The sequence below is a fragment of the Streptomyces sp. NPDC043746 genome (assembly GCF_056436485.1).
Map to the genome: position 1 here is coordinate 144,499 of NZ_JBWKCM010000001.1, position 25,262 is coordinate 169,760.

At 72.1% G+C, this 25,262-nt stretch carries 19 protein-coding genes; 9 read left to right on the plus strand and 10 right to left on the minus strand.

Annotation, left to right across the window (positions count from 1 at the left end; translation table 11 throughout):
* Positions 1-145: 145 nt before the first annotated feature.
* Together AC0682_RS00715 and AC0682_RS00720 are read right to left on the minus strand one after the other, a co-directional pair.
* Positions 146-2,479, minus strand: coding sequence for a helix-hairpin-helix domain-containing protein (locus tag AC0682_RS00715; protein WP_478530293.1), 2,334 nt, complete (start codon positions 2,477-2,479; stop codon positions 146-148).
* A complete protein-coding gene (locus AC0682_RS00720; protein ID WP_254812909.1) occupies positions 2,476-3,459 on the minus strand; it encodes an aldo/keto reductase in 984 nt (327 codons plus the stop codon). The genes AC0682_RS00715 and AC0682_RS00720 overlap by 4 nt, the downstream gene beginning before the upstream one ends.
* A 137-nt stretch (positions 3,460-3,596) precedes the next feature.
* Here AC0682_RS00720 and AC0682_RS00725 point away from each other — a divergent pair, with 137 nt between their 5' ends.
* Positions 3,597-4,646 (plus strand): LLM class F420-dependent oxidoreductase, encoded by a 1,050-nt coding sequence (locus AC0682_RS00725; protein ID WP_254812910.1) that lies wholly within the window; start codon positions 3,597-3,599, stop codon positions 4,644-4,646.
* Positions 4,647-4,867: 221 nt separating this feature from the next.
* On the plus strand, positions 4,868-5,656 hold the full coding sequence (locus tag AC0682_RS00730; protein WP_478530296.1) for a ferritin-like domain-containing protein: 789 nt from the start codon (positions 4,868-4,870) through the stop codon (positions 5,654-5,656).
* 49 nt (positions 5,657-5,705) lie between these two features.
* On the opposite strand, the gene corA is transcribed toward AC0682_RS00730, so the two are convergent.
* A complete protein-coding gene (gene corA, locus AC0682_RS00735; RefSeq protein WP_478530298.1) occupies positions 5,706-6,692 on the minus strand; it encodes a magnesium/cobalt transporter CorA in 987 nt (328 codons plus the stop codon).
* A gap of 125 nt (positions 6,693-6,817) precedes the next feature.
* On the opposite strand from corA, the gene AC0682_RS00740 reads away from it, so the two are divergent.
* The 4 genes from AC0682_RS00740 to mshC all read left to right on the plus strand — a co-directional run bounded on the left by AC0682_RS00740 (position 6,818) and on the right by mshC (position 10,365).
* Positions 6,818-7,540: a histidine phosphatase family protein gene (locus AC0682_RS00740; protein WP_254812913.1), complete on the plus strand. Its 723-nt coding sequence runs from the start codon at positions 6,818-6,820 to the stop codon at positions 7,538-7,540.
* Positions 7,541-7,611: 71 nt separating this feature from the next.
* A complete protein-coding gene (locus AC0682_RS00745; protein ID WP_018515374.1) occupies positions 7,612-8,202 on the plus strand; it encodes a DUF3090 domain-containing protein in 591 nt (196 codons plus the stop codon).
* A complete protein-coding gene (locus AC0682_RS00750; RefSeq protein WP_478530300.1) occupies positions 8,166-9,005 on the plus strand; it encodes an SCO1664 family protein in 840 nt (279 codons plus the stop codon). The genes AC0682_RS00745 and AC0682_RS00750 overlap by 37 nt, the downstream gene beginning before the upstream one ends.
* A 130-nt stretch (positions 9,006-9,135) precedes the next feature.
* Positions 9,136-10,365 (plus strand): cysteine--1-D-myo-inosityl 2-amino-2-deoxy-alpha-D-glucopyranoside ligase, encoded by a 1,230-nt coding sequence (mshC, locus tag AC0682_RS00755; RefSeq protein ID WP_254812915.1) that lies wholly within the window; start codon positions 9,136-9,138, stop codon positions 10,363-10,365.
* A 192-nt stretch (positions 10,366-10,557) separates the two neighbouring features.
* Here the strand turns inward: mshC and AC0682_RS00760 are convergent, their stop codons facing one another.
* The 5 genes from AC0682_RS00760 to AC0682_RS00780 form a co-directional block, all read right to left on the minus strand.
* Positions 10,558-11,589 (minus strand): PAC2 family protein, encoded by a 1,032-nt coding sequence (locus AC0682_RS00760; RefSeq protein WP_478530302.1) that lies wholly within the window; start codon positions 11,587-11,589, stop codon positions 10,558-10,560.
* A gap of 231 nt (positions 11,590-11,820) precedes the next feature.
* Positions 11,821-13,431: a glycerol-3-phosphate dehydrogenase/oxidase gene (locus tag AC0682_RS00765; protein ID WP_478530304.1), complete on the minus strand. Its 1,611-nt coding sequence runs from the start codon at positions 13,429-13,431 to the stop codon at positions 11,821-11,823.
* Between the two features lie 13 nt (positions 13,432-13,444).
* A complete protein-coding gene (gene glpK, locus AC0682_RS00770) occupies positions 13,445-14,989 on the minus strand; it encodes a glycerol kinase GlpK (RefSeq protein WP_254812918.1) in 1,545 nt (514 codons plus the stop codon).
* A 79-nt stretch (positions 14,990-15,068) separates the two neighbouring features.
* Positions 15,069-15,860, minus strand: a complete 792-nt coding sequence (locus tag AC0682_RS00775) for an MIP/aquaporin family protein (protein WP_478530307.1) — start codon at positions 15,858-15,860, stop codon at positions 15,069-15,071.
* A 414-nt stretch (positions 15,861-16,274) separates the two neighbouring features.
* Positions 16,275-17,039: an IclR family transcriptional regulator gene (locus AC0682_RS00780; protein ID WP_254812919.1), complete on the minus strand. Its 765-nt coding sequence runs from the start codon at positions 17,037-17,039 to the stop codon at positions 16,275-16,277.
* Positions 17,040-17,278: 239 nt separating this feature from the next.
* Here AC0682_RS00780 and metH point away from each other — a divergent pair, with 239 nt between their 5' ends.
* The 3 genes from metH (at position 17,279) to AC0682_RS00795 (ending at position 23,520) form a co-directional block, all read left to right on the plus strand.
* Positions 17,279-20,791, plus strand: a complete 3,513-nt coding sequence (gene metH / locus AC0682_RS00785; RefSeq protein ID WP_478530309.1) for a methionine synthase — start codon at positions 17,279-17,281, stop codon at positions 20,789-20,791.
* A gap of 143 nt (positions 20,792-20,934) precedes the next feature.
* On the plus strand, positions 20,935-21,636 hold the full coding sequence (locus tag AC0682_RS00790; RefSeq protein ID WP_254812921.1) for an HAD family hydrolase: 702 nt from the start codon (positions 20,935-20,937) through the stop codon (positions 21,634-21,636).
* Positions 21,637-21,924: 288 nt separating this feature from the next.
* The gene (locus AC0682_RS00795; RefSeq protein WP_478530311.1) at positions 21,925-23,520 is read left to right on the plus strand and encodes an ABC transporter substrate-binding protein; all 1,596 of its coding nucleotides are present in this window, start codon (positions 21,925-21,927) and stop codon (positions 23,518-23,520) included.
* Between the two features lie 92 nt (positions 23,521-23,612).
* Here AC0682_RS00795 and AC0682_RS00800 read toward each other — a convergent pair whose 3' ends face one another.
* On the minus strand, positions 23,613-24,284 hold the full coding sequence (locus AC0682_RS00800) for a response regulator (RefSeq protein ID WP_003970158.1): 672 nt from the start codon (positions 24,282-24,284) through the stop codon (positions 23,613-23,615).
* 9 nt (positions 24,285-24,293) lie between these two features.
* Entirely contained in the window at positions 24,294-25,139 is an 846-nt protein-coding gene (locus AC0682_RS00805) for a RecB family exonuclease (RefSeq protein WP_254812923.1), read from the minus strand.
* Positions 25,140-25,262 lie beyond the last annotated feature (123 nt).

Here is a 25,262-nt window from a genome sequence, read left to right on the forward strand (position 1 = left end):
TCAGCGCGTCGTTGAGGCCGTTGGAGACCAGAGCGATCACCACCCCCCCCCCCCCCCCCCACACCCCCCCCCCCCCCCCCCCCCCCCCCTCCCCCCCCCCGGCGCCCCCCCCCCCCCCCCCCACAGCCATGTCCGCCCGACGCCCTCAGGAAGCCGCGTCGGGCGTCGGGAGCGCCTCCAGCAGCGGGCGGAGCCGGGTCGTGCGCTCCCGGGCCGGGACCTGCGCCACCGCGTGCGGGAGAGCCTGGTCCACGCCCTGCACCACGGACAGATGCCGCTCGCCCCGGCCGAACGCGGTGTAGACCCAGGGTCGGCTCAGCCCCGCCGCCGCGTCGCCCGGCAGCACCACCACCGCGGCGGGCCAGCGCATCCCGGCCGCCTGGTGGGCACTGAGCGCCCAGCCGTGCCGCACCGCCGCTTCCACCCGGTCCTGCGGTACGACGACGGGGACGCCGTCGCAGTCCAGGTGCAGCCCCTCGGCGTCGGCCGAGCGCACCACCCCGGGCACCGCGCGGCCGGGCGCGGGGACATGGACCACCCGGTCGCCCGGGTCGAACCCGCCGAACCGGCCGGGGCCGGGGTTGAGCCGCTGCTTCAGGGCCTCGTTGAGCGCCCGGGTCCCGGCCGCGCCGCCGAGGCCGACCGTGATGACCTGGGTGTCGGCGGCGGGGATCGAGAAGGCCCGGGGCACCGAGTCCGCGACGAGCTGCACCGTGCGGTGGACCGCCTCGCCCGCGTCCCGGACGGGGACGATCACGACCTCCTTGCCCGGGGCCGCCACCTGGTTCAGCTCCCCGATGCCGATCCCGGAGACCAGCTCCCCGATGGGCCCGGCGTCCGGAGTACGGGAGACGACCTGCGGGCACGCCCGCGCGGCCAGCACATCGGCGAAGACCCGCCCGGCCCCCGCCGAACCCAGCACTCCGGGGTCGCCGCTCAGCACCAGCCGGGCCCCGTCCGCCAGCGCCTCGACGAGAACGGCCGCGCCCTCGACGTCCAGCTGCGGGGCGTCCAGCACCACCAGCAGGTCCAGGGCGAGCGCCCCCTCCTCGTCCCGGCCGGGGCCCTCGGCACCGGAGAGCAGTCCGGCCAGGGTGACCGCCGCCTCCGGGGCGCCGACCGCCTGTGCCAGTCTGCGGCGGCCGTCCTCGCTGTGGGCGGCGCCCAGGGCCCGCAGCCCCAGGCCCCGCGCCGCGGCGATCAGGGCGGCGGGCTCGGCCCGGGCCGCCTCGCCGCCGCTGTGGACGACGAGCCCGGCGGTGGCCGCCGTGCGGATCAGCTCGGCGGCGGAGGGGGAGGGCGCGGCAGCGGCGGCCTCCGCCCAGTCGGCGCCCTTCTCGCAGGTGTTCAGCAGGCGGGCCAGGCCGTCGGCGAGGCTCTCCTCGGCCAGCGCGTAGCGGTCCAGGCCCAGCAGCACCTGGACCGGCTCCGGGGCGTTTGCCTCCTCGCCCCTGGGGGCGTCCCCTTCCGCCGGGGCCTCGGCCTCCGCGTCCTCGTCTCCGTCGGACCCGGCCTCCGCGCCCTCCTGGAAGACCAGGGCCACCCCCTCCTCCACGGCGTGGCGTACGGCCTGGTCGGGATCGCGCACCGACCGCTCGGCGAGCGCAGCCCGGACGGCATCCGCGTCCAGCGCGGTGTGCCCCCGGAGGGCGGCGCGCTCCAGCACCCAGCCGACCAGGGCGGCCGTGCGGCGCTCGTCGTCCGGGCCGCAGCCGGCGCCGAGCAGGGCCCGGGCGAAGGCGTCCGCCTGCTCGGGCCGGACGCCGGGGACGGCCAGCAGCTGCCAGGGGTCGGCGCGCAGCAGCTCGGCGGCCTGTTCACCCAGCACCCCGGTGGCCGGGCGGGCCAGCGCCTCGGGGGCCCCGCCCTCGGTGAGGACCGCCCGCACCGCGTCCACGGCCTCGGGGGAGGCGGCGGGCCGCTCGACGGGGGCTGCGGCCGGATCGGGACGTCGGGGCGGTGCGGCGGGGGCCGGGGCGGCGCGGCGGGGCGTGGGCGTGCCGAGGTGCGAGTCGAAGAACTCGGTGCCCGCCTTCTCACCGCTCTCCACGGCCCGGACGGCCGCCAGCAGGTCGGCCGCGGTGCCGCTCAGCTTCGTACCGGCGGCGACGGGGCCGTCCTTGGCCGCCTTGCGCTGCGCGATCCGCTCGCGCAGCTCCCGCTGGGCGGCCAGCTCGGCCTGCGCCTCGGAGAGCACGGGCGCGGCGGGGTCCCCTTCCCCGTCGGCGGAAGCGCCGGCGGTGTCGCCGGCGCCCTCGGTGGCCCCACCGGACTCCGCGGCCTCATCGGCGGAAGCCACCGCGACCTCACCGGTCTCATCGGCGCAAGCCCCGGCCTCCGTGGACTCGGCTCCGGCTCCGGTGGCGTCGGGCGCTCCGGTGTGCGCGGGGGCCTCGGCGTCGGTGGCCTCCGTGGGCGCGTCGCCCCGCGGTGTGTCCGTGCCGGCGGTGCCGGGGGTCTCCCCGGGAAGCGCAGTCACAGCGTGCTCCAGTCCTGGTCGGGATAGCGGTGCACGGGCGCCGACACATCGTCGAGCGCCTGGCAGATCTCGTAGGGAAGAGTAAGCGCCTCCACTGACAGCGCCTCCGTGAGCTGCGCGGCGTTGCGCGCGCCGACGACCGGGGCGGCCACCCCGGGGCGGTCCCGCACCCAGGCCAGCGCCACGTGCAGCGGGCTCGTCGCCAGCCCGTCCGCCGCCGTCGCCACCGCGTCGGTGATCCGGGCCGCCGCGTCGTCGAGATAGGGCTCGACGAAGGGGGCCAGCAGCTCGGAGGCGCCCCGGGAGTCGGACGGGGTCCCTTGGCGGTACTTGCCGGTCAGCACCCCGCGCCCCAGCGGCGAGGACGGCAGCACCCCGATCCCGAGGTCCAGCGCGGCGGGCAGCACCTCCCGCTCGATGCCCCGCTGGAGCAGCGAGTACTCCATCTGCGTGCTGGCCAGCCGGGAGCGCACCCCGGGCGCGGCGAGCTGCCAGGTGGCGGCCTTGGCCAGCTGCCAGCCGCAGAAGTTCGACACGCCTGCGTAGCGGACCCGGCCCGAGGAGACGGCCAGGTCCACCGCCTGGAGCGTCTCCTCCAGCGGGGTCTGCGGGTCGAAGGCGTGGACCTGCCACAGGTCCACGTAGTCCGTGCCGAGCCGCTCCAGCGAGGCGTCCAGGGCGGCCAGCAGATGCCCGCGCGAGCCGTTGACCCTGCGGTACGGGTCGGGGGCGTTGCCCGCCTTCGTGGCGATGACCAGATCCTGCCGTGGCACGAGGCCGTCCAGGAGGTGCCCGAGCATGAGTTCGGCCTCTCCGCCCCCGTACACATCGGCGGTGTCCACCAGGGTGCCGCCCGCGTCCCAGAAGGCCTTGAGCTGGTCGGCGGCGTCGTGCTCGTCCGTGTCCCGGCCCCAGGTGAGGGTGCCGAGCCCGATCCGGGACACGCGTAGGCCGGTGCGGCCGAGATGCCTCTGCTCCATGGGCGCGAGATTACTGGCCATGGCCCCACCGGGTGGAAGCCTGTGGACAACGGGAGGTCGCGTGGGCCTGCCGGATCACCGCCACCCGCGCTAGAGTCCCCGGAACGGGACGTTACTGATCAGTAAGGGGAGCGGCTATGCGGCTCGGCATCAATCTCGGTTACTGGGGCGCCGGCATGGACGGCGACAACCTCGCCGTCGCCCAGGAGGCCGACCGGCTCGGCTACGACGTCTGCTGGGCCGCCGAGGCCTACGGCTCCGACGCACCGACCGTCCTGACCTGGGTCGCGGCCCAGACCGAATCCATCGACGTGGGCTCCGCGATCATGCAGATCCCGGCCCGCCAGCCCGCCATGACGGCGATGACCGCCGCCACCCTGGACTCGCTCTCCGGCGGCCGGTTCCGGCTCGGCCTCGGTGTCTCGGGCCCGCAGGTATCCGAGGGCTGGTACGGCGTCAAGTTCGACAAGCCGCTGGCCCGCACCCGCGAGTACGTCGAGATCGTCCGCCGGGCGATGACCCGCGAGCGGCTCTCGTACGAGGGCGAGCACTGGACGCTCCCGCTGCCCGGCGGCCCCGGCAAGCCGATCAAGCTCACCGTTCACCCGGAGCGCGAGCACATCCCGCTCTACATCGCCGCGATCGGCCCGAAGAACCTGGAGCAGACCGGCGAGATCGCCGACGGCGCCCTGCTGATCTTCCCCTCCGCCGACCACCTGGAGGAGACCGCGATCAGCCATCTGCGCGCGGGCCGGGAGAAGGCCGGGAAGACGATGGAGGGCTTCGACGTCTCCCCGACGCTCCCGCTCGCCGTCGGTGACGACGTCCAGGGCCTCGCGGACATGTTCCGCCCGTACACCGCCCTGTACGTCGGCGGGATGGGCAGCCGGAAGCAGAACTTCTACAACCAGCTCGCCCAGCGCATGGGGTACGAGAAGGAGGCCGCCGAGATCCAGGACAAGTACCTGGACGGCGACAAGGCCGGGGCGGCGGCCGCCGTGCCGCACCGGCTGATCGACCAGACCGCGCTGCTCGGCCCCGTCGAGCGTATCGCGGAGCGGATGCAGGCGTACGCGGCGGCCGGGGTCACCACGCTCAACCTCGCCCCCGCCGGCTTCACCCTGGAGGAGCGGCTCACCGCCCTGCGCGCCGGGACCGACGCCCTGGAGCGCTCCGGGCTCGCGTAGCACCTTTGGGCAGCACTACGGCCGTGGTGGGGGCTCGGGGGTCTTCCCCGCCACGGCCGTCACCGGGAACAACGCGCCGCACGTCCCGGGGTTACGCCGGGCCCCTCGCCCCCTCCTCCCTTGCTCCGGTTGCCGACCGGGCCCCGGCGCCTTTGACTGCTGCTCTGCGCACGACTGCCCGCGGCGCCGACTCCGCGGGCTCCGGCACGGAGGTGGCGCTCATGCTCTCAGCCCGCGGCCTGTTCCAGGAGATCCTGGACGACGACGAGGCCTACCGGCTCTTCTGCTCCATCGCCGCCAGCGGGGAGTCCCAGGGCGGCTGGGAGAACGCCCGCATCGCCGCGCTGGTCCCGGAGAGCCGCCGCTCCCTGGCGCCCCGGATCGTCCGGCACGGCGCCGACGAGGACAAGCACGGCCGGATCTTCAGGGCCCTTCTGAAAAAGCGCGGGCTGCGACCGGCCGACGTCCCGCCGGAGACCGACTACACGATGCTCCTGGAGCAGCAGGGCATCGGTCTCGCCCACTCCCGGCTGCGCGGCGAGGAGCGGCTCACCGAGCGCGACATCATCACCTATCTGGCCCACAGCCGGATCACCGAACAGCGCGCGTCGGAACAGATGCGGCTGCTGCGCCGGCACTTCCGCGACCACCCCGACATCGGGCGCGCGGTGCGGATGATCTCCGACGACGAGGACAACCACCTCGCCTACTGCCACGAGGAGCTGCTGCGGCTCGCCCGGGAGGGCCACGGCCGCACCATCCAGCGGACCATGCGCGAGTGCGCCCTGGCGGAGATCAGGGTCTACCGCGACGTCAGCCTCGCGGTGATGGACCACATGGGGCGGCTGCTGGGATGGCCGCGCCCCAAGGCCCTCGCGCTGGCGGCCGGGATCCACGCCGTGTACGCGTACGAGCGCCTCGGCGGCTGGCGGCGCATGGTGAGCCTGGAGATGCCCGAGCGCCGCGACGCCCTGGGCGGCCGGGCGGTGCCGGAACCGGAGTTCGCGTGAGCCGGTAGGGACTTGGGGACTCCGGGACTCCGGGACTCCGTACGGGGGGTCAGAGCCAGCCGCGCCGCTTGAACAGGCGGTGCAGGCCCAGCACCGCCCCGGTCATGCACAGGATGACCACCGGATACGTCCACGCCCAGTGCAGCTCCGGCATGTGGTCGAAGTTCATGCCGTAGATACCCGCCACCATGGTCGGGACGGCGGCCATCGCCGCCCACGCCGAGATCTTCCGCATGTCGTCGTTCTGCCGCACCCCCATCTGCGCGAGGTGGGCCGAGAGGATGTCCGACAGCAGCCGGTCCAACCCCTCCACCTGCTCGTTGACCCGGGCCAGATGGTCGGCGACGTCACGGAAGAACGGCTGCGCCTCCTGGTGCACGAACGGCACCCCGGCCCCCGCCAGCCGGGTCATCGGCGCCGTCAGCGGCCCGGTGGCCCGGCGGAACTCCAGCACCTGCCGCTTGAACGTGTAGATGCTCGCCGCCGTGTTCGAGGAACCACCGCTGCCGCTCGGGGCGAAGACCTCGGTCTCCAGCTCCTCCAGGTCCACCTGGAGCTCCCCGGCCACGTCGATGTAGTGGTCCACCACCGCGTCGCTGATCGCGTACAGCACCGCCGTCGGCCCGTGTGCCAGGATCTCCGGCTCCGCTTCCAGACGGCTGCGGACATCCGAGAGCGGGGCGCTCTCCCCGTGCCGGACCGTCACCACGAACGAGTCACCGATGAAGACCATCAGCTCGTCGGCGCCCACCGTGTCGTCGTCCGGCTCGTAGACCACCGGCTTCAACACCGCGAACAGGGAGTCGTCGTACACCTCCAGCTTGGGCCGCTGGTGGGCGCGGAGCGCGTCCTCCACCGCGAGCGGGTGCAGCCCGAACTCCTGGCTCACCCGCCCGAACTCCTCCTCGGTCGGCTCGTGCAGGCCGATCCAGAGGAAGGCGTCACCGGACCTCCGCGCCCGCGCGAGGGCCTCGGAGAAGTCGCCGGGTCCCTCGGTCCGGCGGCCGTCCTGGTAGATGGCACAGTCCACGATCATTCGGCATCCTCGGGAGGTCAGGGACCACAACGTACAAGGCGGACGGCGGGGCCCGTCCACCGTCGCCTCCTTCCCCGTGGCTCCTCTCTCGCACCCGGCGTCACGGGACATCTACCCTGGCCGGTATGCCGACGCTGATCCTCGTACGCCACGGACGCTCCACCGCCAACACCGCCGGAGTGCTCGCGGGCCGCACCCCCGGGGTCCTGCTCGACGAGCGCGGCACCGAACAGGCCGCCGCCCTGCCCGCCCGACTCGCCGCCCTCGGGCTCGCCGTCGTCGTCAGCAGCCCCCTGGAGCGCTGCCGCCAGACGCTCCAGCCACTGCTGGAGGCCAGCCCCGGGCTGGCCGTGCACACCGAGGAGCGCATCAGCGAGTGCGACTACGGCGACTGGTCGGGGCGCAAGCTCGCCGAGCTGTCCGACGAGCCCCTGATGTCCGTCGTCCAGCAGCACCCCTCCGCCGCCGCCTTCCCCGGCGGCGAGTCGATGCGCGCCATGCAGGCCCGCGCCGTCGACGCCGTACGCGACTGGAACGACCGGGTCACCGCCGAGCACGGCGAGGACGCCACCTACCTCATGTGCTCGCACGGCGACATCATCAAGTCCCTCGTCGCGGACGCCCTCGGCATGCACCTGGACCTCTTCCAGCGCATCCAGGTCGACCCCTGCTCGGTCACCGCCATCCGCTACACGCGGCTGCGCCCCTTCCTCCTGCGCGTCGGGGACACCGGCGACCTCACCCCCCTGGCACCGCGTGAACAGCCCGCCGGAGCTGACGCCGTGTCCACCTCCGCGGGTGACGGCACGTCGGACGCGGCGGTCGGCGGCGGCGGGGGCGCGCCGTGATCTCCGCGGGCAGTAGGGTGGACGCGCCGTAGCGCCGCTATCCGCCCATCGATTCTCAAGGGAGACAGGACGTGTCCCGTCAGGTGTTCCTCTACGACCCACCGGACCGATTCGTGGCCGGTACGGTCGGGTTGCCTGGCCGCCGTACGTTTTTCCTCCAGGCCTCCTCCAAGGGCCGGGTCACCAGCGTCGCCCTGGAGAAGACCCAGGTGGCCGCCCTGGCCGAGCGGATCGACGAACTGCTCGACGAGGTGGTCCGGCGGACCGGCGGCAACTCGCCGGTGCCCGCCGTGGCCCCCACCGACGTCACCGACACCGCCCCCCTGGACGTCCCCGTCGAGGAGGAGTTCCGGGTCGGCACCATGGCCCTGGCCTGGGACGGCGACGAGCAGCGCATGATCGTCGAGGCGCAGGCCCTCGTCGAGCTGGACGCGGACTCCGAGGACGACCTCGCGGAGGCCGAGGAGAAGCTCCTCCAGGACGAGGAGAACGGCCCGCCCATGCTCCGCGTCCGGCTCAGCGGTGCCCAGGCCCGCGCGTTCGCCAAGCGCGCCCTGGACGTCGTCAACGCCGGCCGTCCGCCGTGCCCGCTGTGCAGCCTGCCGCTCGATCCGGAAGGACACGTATGCCCGCGCCAGAACGGATACCGTCGCGGAGCCTGACGGACACCGACCTGACCGCCCTGCTCACCGAGGGCACGCTCACCGTCCTCGGGCAGGTCGGAGGCGCGTCCAACGCGGTGCTGCACTGCTCCGTCGCGTACGAGGGCGAGGAACGCACCTGCGCCTACAAACCGGTCGCGGGCGAGCGGCCGCTCTGGGACTTCCCCGACGGGACGCTGGCGCAGCGGGAGGTCGCGGCGTACGAGATCTCCCGGGCGACCGGCTGGGACCTGGTGCCGCCCACCGTGCTGCGGGAGGGCCCGTACGGGCAGGGCATGTGCCAGCTCTGGATCGACGGGCCCGGGCCCGAGGAGGACACGCCCGAGCTGCTGGCCCTCGTCGAGGGCGACGAGCCGGGCGAGGGCTGGAAGGCCGTGGGCTACGCGGACGTGGGGAACGGGAAGACCGCGCTGCTGGTGCACGCGGACGACCCCCGGCTGCGGCGGCTCGCGGTGCTGGACGCGGTGATCAACAACGGTGACCGCAAGGGCGGCCATCTGCTGCCGGGCCCCGGCGGGCTGCTGTACGGCATCGACCACGGGGTCACCTTCAACGCGGACGACAAGCTGCGCACCCTCCTGTGGGGCTGGGCCGGCGAACCGCTCACCGAGGAGGCGCTGGCGGTGCTCACCCTGCTCGCCGGGGAGCTGGCGGCGGGGGAGCCCCTGGCCACCCGGATGGAGCAACTCATCACGCCCGCCGAACTGGACGCCCTGCGGGCGCGGGTGGCGGGGCTGCTCGACACCAGGGCGCACCCGGAGCCGAGCGGGCAGTGGCCGCCGATTCCCTGGCCGCCCGTGTAGGGAGCGGACCGGAGCGCGGGCGAAAGGTTTTTCCGTACAGTCTTTCGAAGGTTTATCGCAGGAGTGACTCTTCGGACAGGATTCCGGATCCGGTTCGTATCCGGAAGGATCGTCCGGTTACGCTCATGACATGCATGCCTGGCCCGCTTCTGAGGTCCCCGCCCTGCCCGGCAAGGGCCGCGACCTTCGGATCCACGACACCGCGACCGGCGGACGGATCACCCTTGACCCCGGTCCCGTCGCCCGCATCTACGTCTGCGGCATCACGCCGTACGACGCGACCCACATGGGTCATGCGGCGACCTACAACGCGTTCGACCTCGTTCAGCGCGTGTGGCTCGACACCAAGCGGCAGGTCCACTACGTCCAGAACGTGACCGACGTGGACGATCCCCTCCTGGAGCGGGCCGTGCGCGACGGTCAGGACTGGACCGAGCTCGCGGAGCGCGAGACGGCACTCTTCCGCGAGGACATGACCGCCCTGCGGATGCTGCCCCCGCGCCACTACATCGGAGCCGTCGAGGCCATACCCGGCATCGTGCCCCTCGTCGAACGGCTGAGGGAGGCGGGCGCCGCCTACGACCTCGAAGGCGACGTCTACTTCTCCGTCGACGCCGACCCGCACTTCGGCGAGGTCTCCGGCCTCGACGCGGCGGCGATGCGGCTGCTCTCCGCCGAGCGCGGCGGCGACCCCGAGCGCCCCGGCAAGAAGAACCCCCTGGACCCGATGCTCTGGATGGCCGCCCGCCCGGGCGAGCCGAGCTGGGACGGGGCCTCCCTGGGCGAAGGCCGCCCCGGGTGGCACATCGAGTGCGTCGCCATCGCGCTGGACCACCTCGGTATGGGCTTCGACATCCAGGGCGGCGGATCCGACCTGGTCTTCCCGCACCACGAGATGGGCGCCTCGCACGCCCAGGCACTGACCGGCGAGCACCCGTTCGCCAAGGCCTACGTCCACGCCGGCATGGTCGGCCTCGACGGCGAGAAGATGTCCAAGTCCCGCGGCAACCTCGTCTTCGTCTCCACCCTGCGCCGCGAGGGCGTGGACCCGGCGGCCATCCGCCTCGCCCTGCTCTCCCACCACTACCGCGCCGACTGGGAGTGGACCGACCAGGTCCTCACCGACGCCGTCGAGCGCCTCGCCCGCTGGCGCGCCGCGGTCTCCCGCCCCGACGGCCGGTCGGCCGACGCCCTGGTGGAGGAGGTCCGCGAGGCCCTCGCCGACGATCTGGACACCCCCACCGCGCTCGCCGCCGTGGACCGCTGGGCCGAACTCCAGAGCGCGGAGGGCGGTACGGACGAGGGGGCACCCGGCCTCGTCTCCCGTACCGTCGACGCCCTGCTGGGGGTCGCCCTGTAGGACGGAGGGCGGCCCGCCGCCGCCCCGCCCCAACCCATCGGACCGGCCCCGGACTTCGCGGAGAAGCCCGGGGCCGGCCCTTGTCCGCTCCCCGCCCCGGGGCGCCCGAGCCCGGCCCGATCCCACGGAAGGGGCGTCGTACGGCAGGAACTCCCGTACGACGCCCGGACCTTCACGGCACGCTGTGCTCACTCACTCCCCGCCGGAGCTCTCCCCGGACGCCTCGTCAGGGCCCCTGTCCTCGGGGCGCTCCTCGGGCTTCCTGCCCTGGCCCGGCCCCCCGTCCGTGCGTGGCGGCTTCGGCGGGCGGGTGCGGCTGCTCGACGGGTCCCGCAGATAGGTCGTGTCCCCGCTCTCCGTCGCGTGGCCGCCCGGCCCCGGCCCACCGTCACGGCGCCGCAGATACCGCTCGAACTCCCGGGCGATGGCCTCGCCGGACGCCTCGGGCAGCTCCGCGGTGTCCCGTGCTTCCTCCAGCGTCTGGACGTACTCCGCGACCTCGCTGTCCTCGGCGGCCAGCTGGTCCACGCCGAGCTGCCAGGCCCGCGCGTCCTCGGGCAGCTCGCCCAGCGGGATGCGCAGCCCGATCAGGTCCTCCAGCCGGTTGAGCAGGGCCAGCGTCGCCTTCGGGTTCGGCGGCTGCGACACGTAGTGCGGCACCGCCGCCCACAGGCTCACCGCGGGCACCCCGGCATGGGTGCACGCCTCCTGGAGGATGCCGACGATGCCCGTCGGGCCCTCGTACCGGGTCTCCTCCAGCTGCATCGTCCGCGCCAGGTCCGGATCCGAGGTGACCCCGCTCACCGGGACCGGCCGGGTGTGCGGGGTGTCCCCGAGCAACGCGCCCAGGATGACGACCATTTCGACGCCCAGCTCATGGGCGAAGCCCAGGATCTCGTTGCAGAACGAGCGCCAGCGCATCGACGGTTCGATCCCGCGCACCAGGACCAGGTCCCGGGGCTTCTCCCCGCCGACGCGCACCACCGACAGCCGGGTCGTCGGCCAGGTGACCTTGCGCACCCCGTTCTCCAGCCACACCGTGGGCCGGTTGACCTGGAAGTCGTAGTAGTCCTCGGCGTCCAGCGCCGCGAACACCTCGCCCTTCCACTCCCGGTCCAGATGGCCGACCGCTGTGGAGGCGGCGTCACCGGCGTCGTTCCAGCCTTCGAACGCGGCCACCATGACCGGGTCGACCAGCTCGGGTACCGACTCGAGCTCGATCACCCGGGCCTCCTTCCGCTGACTCCATACGTACGGAGCAACCTTACGGCTTCGGGCCCCGGGGACCGCAGCCCGTTTGCACGGCCGGGTGAACCTCGCCAGCAGGAGTGGATCATCGGGCCGAACAGTGCATCGGCCCTGCCCTCCCTCACTGCCGGACGGGGAGGCGCGTGTACGAGGAGGGGGCGGCTCCCGCGTGGAAGCCGCCCCGTCCGCCGTGCCCCGTGGGGAGACTCAGTCCCGGTCGGCCAGCAGCTTCTCGACGCCGTCGCGGACGTCGTCCGTCGCCAGGCCCCGGATGGTCAGCGTGGTCCGGCGGCGCAGTACGTCGTCCGCCGTCTGGGCCCACTCGTGGTCGCGGGCGTAGGCGACCTGGGCCCAGATCTCCGGGGCGTCCGGGTGGACGCGCTCGGCCAGCTCCGGGTTCTCGTTCGCCAGCCGCGCGATGTCGAAGGCGAGCGAGCCGTAGTGCGTGGCCAGGTGCCGGGCGGTGTCGGGCGCCATGCGCGGGCCGGGGGCCGGACCGTCGACGAGCAGCCGGTGGGCGACCGCGTTCGGGTTGGCGATGCCGGGGAGCGGCAGCTTCCGCGGCAGCCGGTTCATCGGCTCCATGTCCTCGGCCAGCGGGTGCCCCGGCAGGGCGGCCAGCTTGTTCATCACCGTACGGCCGATGTGGCGGAAGGTCGTCCACTTGCCGCCGGCGACCGACAGCATCCCGCCGCGGCCCTCGGTGACGACCGTCTCGCGCTTGGCCTTGGACGTGTCGCCCGGACCGCCGGGCAGCACGCGCAGACCGGCGAAGGAGTAGGTGATCAGGTCGCGCGAGAGCTGCTGGTCCTTGATCGAGAACGCCGCCTCGTCGAGGATCTGCGCGGTGTCGGCCTCGGTCACCGAGACGTCCGCCGGGTCCCCCTCGTACTCCTCGTCCGTGGTGCCGAGGAGCAGCATGTCCTCCCACGGCAGCGCGAAGGTGATGCGGTACTTGTCGATCGGGGTGGCCAGCGCCGCCCGCCACGGCCGGGTGCGCTTGAGGACCAGGTGGGCGCCCTTGGAGAGGCGGATGGAGGGGGCCGCGTTCGGGTCCTCCATCTTCCGCAGGTGGTCGACCCACGGGCCGGTCGCGTTCAGCACGAGGCGGGCGGTGACGCCGAACTCCGTACCGTCCACGCCGTCCTTCAGCTCGGCGCCCGTGACCCGGCCCCGGGTGAAGCGCAGGCCCGTGACGGCCGCGTGGTTGAGGACGACCGCGCCCGCGTCGACGGCCGCGCGGACCGTCATCAGCGCCATGCGGGCGTCGTTCATCTGGTCGTCGCCGTAGACCGCGACGGCCTTCAGGTTGTCGGTGCGCAGCTCGGGCACGTCGCGCTGCGCCTTGGCCGGGGAGATCACGTGGCCGACGCCGTCGCCGAAGGCGGAGAGCGCGGAGTAGGCGAAGACGCCCGCGCCGAGCTTGGCCGCGCCGTGCGGGCCGCCCTTGTAGACCGGCAGGTAGAAGGTGAGCGGGTTGGCCAGGTGCGGGGCCACCTCGCGGGAGACCGCGCGGCGCTCGAAGTGGTTCTCCGCGACCAGCTTGACCGCGCCGGTCTGGAGGTAGCGCAGACCGCCGTGGAGCAGCTTGGAGGAGGCGGAGGAGGTGGCGCCGGCGAAGTCACCGGCGTCCACCAGAGCCACCCGCAGCCCGGACTGCGCGGCATGCCAGGCGGTGGAGATGCCCAGGATGCCGCCGCCGATGACCAGGAGGTCGTACGTCGCCCGGGACAGCTGCTCCCGGGTTTCGGCGCGGCTCGGCAGGGAACCGGAGGCCGGGTGCGTTCCGAGGGCGGGAACGCTCTGCAGGGTGGTCATGGAATGCTCCTCGTCAGCTTTCTTCGTCCTCGATCCAGCCCATGGTCCGTTCGACGGCCTTGAGCCAGCTCTTGTACTCGCGGGCACGGGTGTCCGCGTCCATGCGGGGGGTCCACTCGGCGGCCCGGCGCCAGTTGGCGCGCAGCGCGTCGGTGTCCGGCCAGAAGCCGACGGCCAGGCCGGCGGCGTAGGCCGCGCCGAGGCAGGTGGTCTCGGCGACCATGGGGCGCACCACCGGTGCGTCCAGGAAGTCGGCGAGCGTCTGCATCAGCAGGTTGTTGGACGTCATGCCGCCGTCGACCTTGAGCGCGGCCAGCTCGACGCCGGAGTCCTTCGTCATGGCGTCGCTGATCTCGCGGGTCTGCCAGGCGGTGGCCTCCAGGACGGCACGGGCGATGTGCGCCTTGGTGACGTAGCGGGTGAGACCGGCGATCACGCCCCGGGCGTCGGGACGCCAGTAGGGGGCGAACAGTCCGGAGAAGGCGGGCACGAAGTAGGCGCCGCCGTTGTCCTCGACCGAGGAGGCCAGCGTCTCGATCTCGGCGGCCGACTTGATCAGGCCCATCTGGTCGCGCATCCACTGCACCAGCGAACCGGTGACCGCGATGGAGCCCTCCAGGGCGTACACCGGGGGCTTGTCACCGATCTGGTAACCGACGGTGGTGAGCAGCCCGTTGTACGAGTTCACCGGGGTGCCACCGGTGTTCATCAGCATGAAGGTGCCGGTGCCGTAGGTGGACTTGGCCTCGCCCTCGGCGAAGCAGGTCTGGCCGAACAGGGCCGCCTGCTGGTCGCCGAGCGCGGAGGCGACGGGCACGCCGTCGAGGATGCCGCCCTTGGCGTTGCCGTACACCTCGGAGGAGGAGCGGATCTCGGGGAGGACCGCGGCCGGGATGCCGATGGAGTGCAGGATCTTCTCGTCCCACGCCATCGTGTGCAGGTTCATCAGGAGGGTGCGCGAGGCGTTGGTGACGTCGGTGACGTGGACGCCGCCGTCGGTGCCGCCGGTCAGGTTCCAGATGACCCAGGAGTCCATGGTGCCGAAGAGGATGTCGCCGGCCTCGGCGCGCTCGCGCAGCCCCTCGACGTTGTCGAGCAGCCAGCGGACCTTGGGCCCGGCGAAGTACGAGGCGAGCGGCAGCCCGGTCTCGCGGCGGAAGCGGTCCTGGCCGACGTTGCGGCCCAGCTCCTTGCAGAGCGCGTCGGTGCGGGTGTCCTGCCAGACCAGCGCGTTGTGCACCGGCTCACCGGTGTTCTTGTCCCAGAGCAGGGTGGTCTCGCGCTGGTTGGTGATGCCGATCGCCTTGACGTCGGCGGAGGTGATGCCGGCCTTGACGATGGCCCCGGCGACGACCTCCTGCACGTTCTCCCAGATCTCGGTGGCGTCGTGCTCGACCCAGCCCGGCTTGGGGAAGATCTGCTCGTGCTCCTTCTGGTCGACCGAGACGATCCGGCCGTCCTTGTCGAAGACGATGCAGCGGCTGGAGGTGGTGCCCTGGTCGATGGCCGCGATGAACGGCCCGCTGCCGTGGGTGCCGGTGGTGTGTGCGTCGGTCACGGTGTGCTCCCGGAGGTCTGTGAAGTGATAGGGGTTACGGCGCTGGTACCCGGACTCGGGTCCGCGTCCCGGTCTCGGGCTAGGCGAAGGCGAGGTTGTAGAGCCCGCCGGCGAGTGCGCCGCCGATGAGCGGACCCACGATGGGTACCCACGCGTAGCCCCAGTCCGAACCACCCTTGTTCGGCAGCGGCAGCACCGCGTGCACGATGCGCGGTCCGAGGTCGCGGACCGGGTTGATGGCGTAGCCGGTGGGCCCGCCGAGAGAAAGGCCGATACCGACGACCACCAGGGCCGTGATCAGGGCGCCGAGCGTTCCCAGACCGTTGCCGTCGTCGTTGAGGCCCTGGGTGAGGATCGCCAGGACGAGCACGACGGTGGCGATGACCTCGGTGACGACGTTCTGCACACTGTTGCGGATCTCGGGGCCGGTGGAGAAGATCCCGAGCACCGGTCCGGCCTTGGGGGCGGCGGCCTGGTCGACCATGCCCTCGTGGGTGGGCTTCGTCGCGACGACCTCCGGGTCGTTGAGGTGGGCGTGGAACTGCCCGTAGTACACCGCGTAGACCAGTACGGCGCCGATCATCGCGCCGAGCAGCTGGGAGGCGAGGTAGAGGGGCACGTCACCCCACGCGGTGCCGCCCTTGATGGCCAGGCCGAGCGTGACCGCGGGGTTGAGGTGGGCGCCCGAGACACCGCCGGCGAGGTAGGCGCCGGTCAGCACGGCGAAGCCCCACCCGAAGGTGATGGCCAGCCAGCCCGCGTCGCGGGCCTTCGAGTGCTTCAGCGTGACGGCGGCGACGACGCCGGCACCGAGCAGGATGAGTATGGCGGTACCGATGGTCTCGCCGATGAAAATGTCGGAGCTGGACACCCGCGACTCCTTTGTCCTTCGTCCAGGGGAGAGCGGAACACCGGGTCCCTCCGGTGGTCCGCGCCCCAGATGGATGTCCACGCAGCGTGGGCAGCCCACCTGTAAGGGCTTGACCGGCCCTTGGCACTGTCACACCCTAACGCGTATTGCCGTTAGGCGTTCGACAATGCCGACCGTTGAACGGCAGTGTTCCCCCGAGTGAAGGAGGCGTCAAGGGTTCTGTGGCGGAGGACTCGGTGCGCGACGCGATCGTTACCCCACGATGCGCCCGGACGTGCGGACGCGCGAGCGCACGGTTGCGGCAGGGGTGCGACAGGCGTTGCGGAGAGGGTCGAGCGCCCCTCGGAAGCAGCCGGCGCCCAGGTCCCGGCGGCAGGGGGTGCGACAGGCGTTAGGGAGGGGGCCGTCCGCCCCTCAGAAGCGGCCGGCGCCCAGGTCCCGGGAGACCGCCCGGGCGCAGTCCCGGACGGCCGCGATCAGCTCGGGGCGCAGCACGCCCCCCGGCGCCACCCGCTCCACCGCCCCCGTCACGGCCACCGCGCCCACCGGCATCCGGCGCCGGTCGTGGACGGGGGCGGCGACGGCCGCCACGCCCTCCCAGGTCTCCTCGGCGTCGGCGGCCCACCCCTGGGCGCGGATCAGGTCGAGCATCGCCTCGAACTCGTCGGCGGCCGTCACCGTACGGGCGGTGAACGAGCGGCGCTCGGCCTCCATGACCTCGCTGTGCGCCACCGGGTCGTACGCGGACAGCACCTTGCCCAGCGCCGTGGAGTGCAGTGGCTGCATCGCCCCGACCTCCAGCACCTGGCGGCTGTCGTCGGGCCGGAAGACGTGGTGGACGATGAGCACGCCGTGCTGGTGGAGCACGCCCAGATGGACGCTCTCGCCGCTGGAGCGGGCCAGGTCGTCCGTCCAGACCAGGGCCCGGGCCCGCAGCTCGTGGACGTCCAGATAGCTGTTGCCCAGCCGCAGCAGCTCGGCGCCGAGCTGGTAGCGGCCCGAGGTGGCGTCCTGTTCGACGAACCCCTCCAGCTGGAGCGTGCGGAGGATCCCGTGGGCGGTGCCCTTGGCCAGTCCCAGGGAGGAGGCGATGTCGGACAGCCCGAGCCGCCGCTCGCCGCCCGCCAGCAGACGCAGCATCGCGGCCGCTCGCTCCAGCGACTGGATGTTCTTGGCCATCGCGCCGTACTCCTCCACCTCGGTTCGACAATGCTGAACACTATCGGTCGATGCCGACCTGTGCTGGACTCCCGGGGAAAGTCTCCTCCTGCCGTCCGGCCGCTCCGCACCCGCACAGCATGCAGTCCGCCCCATGGACGGGCCGACCGCGCTGCGGGGTGTCCGGCTAGGCTGGCGTGGTGCGCCTTCCCCGAGAAGGACGCAAAGCCGACAGCCGTCGCATCCCTGGGAGATCATCCATGGCCTCGTTGCCGACACCCGCCCCCGACAGCCGGACCCGCGCACAGGCCCTGCGCGAAGCGCTCGCCACCCGGGTGGTGGTGGCCGACGGAGCGATGGGCACCATGCTCCAGGCGCAGGACCCGACGCTGGAGGACTTCGAGAACCTCGAAGGCTGCAACGAGATCCTCAACATCACCCGTCCCGACATCGTGCGCTCGGTCCACGAGGAGTACTTCGAGGTCGGCGTCGACTGCGTCGAGACCAACACCTTCGGCGCCAACCACTCCGCCGCCAACGAGTACGAGATCGCCCACCGGATCCACGAGCTGTCCGAGTCCGGCGCCCGCATCGCCCGCGAGGTCGCCGACGAGTTCGCCGCCAGGGACGGCCGCCAGCGCTGGGTCCTGGGCTCGATCGGGCCCGGCACCAAGCTGCCCTCCCTCGGCCACATCACGTACGACGTCCTGCGCGACGGCTACCAGCGCAACGCCGAGGGCCTCCTCGCGGGCGGCTCGGACGCCCTGATCGTCGAGACCACCCAGGACCTCCTCCAGACCAAGGCCAGCATCATCGGCGCCCGCCGGGCCATGGACGCCCTCGGCATCGACGTGCCCCTGATCTGCTCCCTCGCCTTCGAGACCACCGGCGTCATGCTGCTCGGCTCCGAGATCGGCGCCGCCCTGACCGCCCTGGAGCCGCTCGGCATCGACCTGATCGGGCTGAACTGCTCGACCGGCCCGGACGAGATGAGCGAGCACCTGCGCTACCTCGCCCGCCACTCCCGTACGCCCCTGATGTGCATGCCCAACGCCGGTCTGCCCGTCCTCACCAAGGACGGCGCGCACTTCCCGCTCGGCCCCGACGGCCTCGCGGACTCCCAGGAGCTGTTCGTCCGCGACTACGGCCTCTCCCTGATCGGAGGCTGCTGCGGTACGACCCCGGCCCATATGAAGGCCGTCGTGGAGCGTGCCCACGGGCTCACCCCGCCCGAGCGCGAGCCGCGCCCCGAGCCCGGCGCCGCCTCGCTCTACCAGCACGTCCCCTTCCGCCAGGACACCGCCTACCTCGCGATCGGGGAGCGCACCAACGCCAACGGCTCCAAGAAGTTCCGCGAAGCCATGCTGGAGGCCCGCTGGGACGACTGCGTGGAGATGGCCCGCGACCAGATCCGCGAGGGCGCCCACATGCTCGACCTCTGCGTCGACTACGTGGGCCGTGACGGCGTCGCCGACATGACCGAGCTGGCCGGACGCTTCGCCACCGCCTCCACCCTGCCGATCGTGCTGGACTCCACCGAGCTGGACGTCCTGCGCGCCGGACTGGAGCAGCTCGGCGGCCGGGCCGTGCTGAACTCGGTCAACTACGAGGACGGCGACGGCCCCGACTCCCGGTTCGCTCAGGTCAGCGCCCTGGCCGCCGAGCACGGCGCCGCCCTGATCGCGCTGACGATCGACGAGGAGGGCCAGGCCCGCACCGTCGAGCACAAGGTCGCCATCGCGGAGCGGCTGATCGCGGACCTCACCACCAACTGGGGCATCCGCGAGTCCGACATCCTCATCGACACCCTGACCTTCACCATCTGCACCGGCCAGGAGGAGTCCCGGGGCGACGGCATCGCCACCATCGGGGCCATCCGCGAGCTGAAGAAGCGCCACCCGGACGTCCAGACCACGCTGGGCCTCTCCAACATCTCCTTCGGCCTCAACCCGGCGGCCCGGGTCGTGCTGAACTCCGTCTTCCTCGACGAGTGCGTCAAGGCGGGCCTGGACTCCGCGATCGTCCACGCCTCCAAGATCCTGCCCATCGCCCGGCTGGAGGAGGAGCAGGTCAAGGTCGCCCTCGACCTGATCTACGACCGCCGTGCCGAGGGCTACGACCCCCTCCAGAAGCTCATGGAGCTGTTCGAGGGCGTCAACATGAAGTCGATGAAGGCGGGCAAGGCCGAGGAGCTGATGGCCCTCCCGCTGGACGAGCGGCTCCAGCGCCGCATCATCGACGGCGAGAAGAACGGCCTGGAGGCCGACCTCGACGAGGCCCTCCAGGACACCCCCGCCCTGGACATCGTCAACAACACCCTCCTGGAGGGCATGAAGGTCGTCGGTGAGCTGTTCGGCTCCGGCCAGATGCAGCTGCCGTTCGTCCTCCAGTCCGCCGAGGTCATGAAGAGCGCGGTGGCCCACCTGGAGCCGCACATGGAGAAGTCCGACGACGAGGGCAAGGGCACGATCGTGCTCGCCACCGTCCGCGGCGACGTCCACGACATCGGCAAGAACCTCGTCGACATCATCCTCTCCAACAACGGCTACAACGTCGTCAACCTCGGCATCAAGCAGCCCGTCTCCGCGATCCTGGAGGCCGCCGAGGAGCACCGCGCCGACGTCATCGGCATGTCGGGCCTCCTGGTGAAGTCCACCGTGATCATGAAGGAGAACCTCCAGGAGCTCAACCAGCGCAAGATGGCCGCCGACTTCCCGGTCATCCTCGGCGGTGCCGCGCTGACCAGGGCCTACGTCGAGCAGGACCTGCACGAGATCTACGAGGGCGAGGTCCGCTACGCCCGCGACGCCTTCGAGGGGCTGCGCCTCATGGACGCGCTCATCGGCGTCAAGCGCGGCGTGCCGGGGGCGGCCCTGCCCGAGCTGAAGCAGCGCCGGGTCCCCAAGAAGGCCACTGCCGCTCTGGAGGTCGAGGAGCCCGAGGGCTCGGTGCGCTCCGACGTCTCCACCACCAACCCCGTCCCCGAGCCGCCGTTCTGGGGCACCCGGGTCATCAAGGGCATCCCGCTCAAGGAGTACGCCTCCTGGCTCGACGAGGGCGCCCTGTTCAAGGGGCAGTGGGGCCTGAAGCAGGCCAGGACCGGTGACGGACCGACGTACGAGGAGCTGGTGGAGACCGAGGGCCGCCCGCGCCTGCGCGGCTGGCTCGACCACCTCCAGTCCAACAACCTCCTGGAAGCGGCCGTCGTCTACGGCTACTTCCCCTGCGTCTCCAAGGGCGAGGACCTGATCCTCCTCCACGAGGACGGCTCCGAGCGCACCCGCTTCACCTTCCCGCGCCAGCGCCGCGGCCGCCGCCTCTGCCTCGCGGACTTCTTCCGCCCCGAGGAGTCCGGCGAGAGGGACGTCATCGGCCTCCAGGTCGTCACCGTCGGCTCCCGGATCGGTGAGGCGACCGCCGAGCTGTTCGCCGCCGACTCCTACCGCGACTACCTGGAACTGCACGGCCTCTCCGTCCAGCTCGCCGAGGCCCTCGCGGAGTACTGGCACGCCCGCGTCCGCGGCGAGCTGGGCTTCGGCGGCGAGGACCCGGCCGAGGTGGAGGACATGTTCGCGCTGAAGTACCGGGGCGCGCGGTTCTCGCTCGGCTACGGGGCCTGCCCCGACCTGGAGGACCGAGCCAAGATCGCCGATCTCCTGCGGCCGGAGCGGATCGGGGTGGAGCTGTCCGAGGAGTTCCAGCTCCACCCGGAGCAGTCCACCGACGCCCTCGTCATCCACCACCCCGAGGCGAAGTACTTCAACGCACGGTAACCGCCCGGTCCCGCCTCGGCCCCGCGTCGTTCGCGCACCGTAGCCGGACAGGTCGTACACTGGTCGGTCCAGTGCAGGCCGGTCGCCCTCCCCCTTCCGGGGATGGCGGCCGGCCTTCTCGTCCCTTACGGAAGGTGTGCCGGATGACCAGTACGGTCCCCGCGTCCTTGACCCGCACGGCCGGAGGCGCCGCCCTGCAGGCGGTCCTTCTCGACATGGACGGAACCCTGGTCGATACCGAGGGCTTCTGGTGGGACGTCGAGAAGGAGGTCTTCGCCGGCCTCGGGCACCGGCTGGACGAGGCCTGGCGCGATGTCGTCGTCGGCGGACCGATGACCCGCAGCGCCGGCTACCTCATCGACGTGACCGGCGCCGACATCGCGCTGGACGAGCTGACCGTGCTGCTGAACGACGGCTTCGAGAAGCGGATCGTGCGCGGGGTGCCGCTGATGCCGGGCGCCGAACGGCTGCTCGCGGAGCTGTCCGCGGCCAGGATCCCCACCGCGCTCGTCTCCGCCTCGCACCGCCGGATCATCGACCGGGTGCTGGACTCGGTCGGCCACCACCACTTCGCCCTGACGGTCGCCGGGGACGAGGTCACCCGGACCAAGCCGCACCCCGAGCCCTATCTCACCGCCGCCGCGGGCTTCGGCGCCGACCCCTGGCGCTGTGCCGTCATCGAGGACACCGCGACCGGCGTGGCCGCCGCCGAGGCCGCCGGGTGCCGGGTGGTCGCCGTCCCCTCCGTGGCCCCCATCGCCCCCGCCGCCGGCCGGGTCGTCGTCGGGTCTCTCGAAGAGGTCGACCTGCCCTTCCTGCGGAGGCTGATCACCCCCACGGGCTGAGCGATGGCGCTGAACGTTGCGTGTTGAACGTTCCGTGTGCGTTCCGGCACCTTTCCATGGACGTGAATCAGCCATGGGCGGGAAATGTGAAGAGGTCGGACGGGTGAGCTTCCTCACCTGTGAGGTGCCGGTGGGCCGTCATCATCGGATGATCTGTCCGTAATGCTGATCAAATATCGCCCCCCTCGGGCGCCGGAGGGGGGCCGGCCGCTCCGCGCGCGGTCGGCGCGACCACCGGCGGCTACTAACTTTGATTCCTCACCCACCGTGATGAGGGAGAACGCCCGTATGAACCGCAAGACCCTGGTGCTGCCGGCCGTCGTCGGCCTGCTCGCCCCCGTGCTCGCCGCCTGCGGCAGCACGGACAGCGGCGCCGGTGGCGAAGGCGCCATCGTCGTCGGCACCACGGACCAGCTCGTGGCCTCCGAGGAGAACCCCGCTCCTCTCGACCCGGCCATCGGGTACGAGGCAGGCGTCTGGAACGTCCTGCGGCAGACCGTGCAGACCCTGACCAGCGTCCCCGTCGGCGGCGGTGCGCCGATCCCCGAGGCCGCCCAGAGCTGCACCTTCACCGACACCGCCAACGAGAGCTACCGCTGCACCCTGCGGCCCGGCCTGAAGTTCGCGGACGGCACCCCCGTCACCGCCGAGGATGTGAAGTACTCCATCCAGCGGGTCATCGACATCGACTCCGACAGCGGGCCGGTCGGGCTCCTCGCCAACATCGACATGATCGAGACGAAGGGCGACGACCAGGTGGTCTTCCACCTGAACACGCCCGACGCCACCTTCCCGTACAAGCTCGCCACCCCCGCCGCCGGCATCGTCCCCAAGGCGAAGTACCCGGCGAAGGAGGCGCGCACCGGCTTCCAGGTCGACGGTTCGGGGCCGTACACCATGAAGCCGCAGACCGAGGACGGCCGGATCACCCGGATCGTCTTCACCAAGAACCCCTCGTACAAGGGCGAGCTGAAGGTCCTCAACGAGAAGGTCGTGATGGACCTCTTCCCCGGTGCCGAGGCCATGGGCAGGGCGCTGGAGGAGAAGAAGATCCACATGATGACCCGGGCCATGTCCCCGGAGCAGGCCGGCGAGATGCTGGTGAACCCGAAGAAGGGCATCGAGCTGACCGAGATGCCCGGTCTCGCCATCAGCTACCTCGGCTTCAACACCAAGGACCCGGTGGTCAACAAGGCCGTACGACAGGCCATGGCGCAGATCATCGACCGGGGCGAGATCGCGGGCAAGGTGTACGGCACCACCGCCGAGCCGCTCTACTCGCTGATCCCCTCCAGCATCACCGGCCACACCAACGCCTTCTTCAACAAGTACGGCGAGCCCAGCACCGCCAAGGCCGCCGAGACCCTGGAGAAGGCCGGCGTCAAGACGCCGGTGAAGTTCACCCTGCACTACACCGACGACCACTACGGCTCCGCCACCGCCAAGGAGTTCAAGGCGCTCCAGCAGCAGCTCAACCGCTCGGGCCTCTTCAACGTCGACGTCCAGGGCAAGGAGTGGTCGAAGTACCGCCCCGAGCAGAAGCGCGGCGACTACGCGGCCTACGGCATGGGCTGGTTCCCCGACTTCCCGGACCCGGACAACTACACCGCCCCGTTCCTGGACAAGAACAACTTCCTCAACTCCCCCTACCAGTCGAAGGAAGCGCAGAACGTCCTGATCCCCCAGTCGCGCCGCCAGGCCGACCGCAGCGCGGCCGCGACGACCTACGAGAAGCTCCAGGACATCGTCGCCACCGACGTCCCCGTCCTGCCGATCTGGCAGGGCAAGCAGTACGTGGCCTCCCGCAGCGGGGTCGCGGGCGTCGAGCGGTCCATCAGCGCCACCGCCGAACTCCAGCTCTGGGAGCTGCACAAGACCGCCTGACCACAGGCCGGGAACCCGAAAGCCGTCCGGCCCGCCCCGACATCAGCGGGAGCGGGCCGGACGGCCGCGTTCACGGCTGCGTCTCAGGGGGCTCACTGGGCGCCCGGACGCACCAGCCCGCTCTCGTACGCGTACACCGCGGCCTGCACGCGGTCGCGCAGGCCCAGCTTGGTCAGCACATGGCCCACATGCGTCTTGACCGTCGTCTCGCTGACGAACAGGTCCGCGGCGATCTCCGCGTTGGACAGGCCCCGCGCCACCAGCTTCAGGACCTCCACCTCACGGTCCGTCAGCGTGTGCAGGGCGTCCGGCACCGGGTCCTCGCCCGAGGGCAGATGGTCCGCGTACTTGTCGAGCAGCCGCCGCGTGATGCTCGGGGCGAGCATCGCCTCGCCCGCCGCCACCACCCGGATCGCCTGCACCAGCTCGGCCGCCGGGGCGTCCTTCAGCAGGAAACCGCTGGCCCCCGCCCGCAACGCCTCCACCACGTACTCGTCGAGATCGAACGTGGTCAGCACCAGAACCTTCGCCGGACCGTCCTTGCCGGGACCGGTGATCTGGCGGGTCGCCTCCACCCCGTCCATCCGCGGCATCCGGATGTCCATCAGCACCACGTCGGGCTGCAGCGCCCGCACCTGGTCGATGGCCTGCAGGCCGTCACCGGCCTCACCGACCACCGCGAGATCGCCCTCGGCCTCCAGAATCATCCGGAAACCGGTGCGCAGCAGCGGCTGGTCGTCGACCAGTAGGACGCGGATCGCCACGAAAACTCCTTACAGGCCCTCAAGAGCCACGGGTCGGCCGGCCTCGGCCCGGACGGGCCCCATTCTGCCCTGGTCACCCTCGCCCGGCTCCGCCGGGCGGACCGACAGCGGATAGACCGGGGGAGTCCCACCGAACTCCGGACAGACCGCCTGGTGGTCGCACCAGCCGCACAGCTTCGTCGGGCGCGGCCTCCAGTCACCGGTCTCCGTCGCCAGCGAGATCGCCTCCCACAGCGCCAGCAGCTTCCGCTCCACCCGCTCCAGGTCCGCCACCACCGGGTCGTACGTCAGCACGTCGCCGCTGCCCAGATAGACCAGCTGGAGCCGGCGCGGCACGATCCCCTTCAGCCGCCAGATCACCAGCGCGTAGAACTTCATCTGGAACAGTGGGCCCTCGGCATACTCCGGCCGCGGCGCCTTCCCCGTCTTGTAGTCGACGATCCGCACCTCACCGGTGGGCGCCACATCGATCCGGTCGATCACCCCGCGCAGCCGCAGCCCCGACTCCAGCTCCGTCTCGACGGACATCTCCCGCTCCGCCGGCTCCAGACGCGTCGGGTCCTCCAGCGAGAACCACCGCTCCACCAGCCGCTCCGCCTCGCCCAGCCAGCGCGCCAGCCGCTCGCCCCCGGCATCGTCCGCGAACAGCTCGCCCAGCTCCGGCCGCGCCTCCAGGAGCCGGTCCCACTGGCCGGGCACCAGCGCCCGAGCCCGTGGCGCCGTACGGTCTGCCGCCGGGGCGTCGAACAGCCGCTCCAGCACCGCATGGACCAGCGTGCCGCGGGTAGCCGCCTCGCTGGGCTTCTCCGGCAGTTTGTCGATGACCCGGAAGCGGTAGAGCAGAGGGCACTGCATGAAATCGCTCGCGCGCGACGGCGACAGGGACGAAGGCGGCTGCGGGGGCCGGGGCACGGAGGTCATGTCTCAAGACCCTACGGCCCGCCACCGACAGTCAGCGGCATACCATCGACGGCAGGC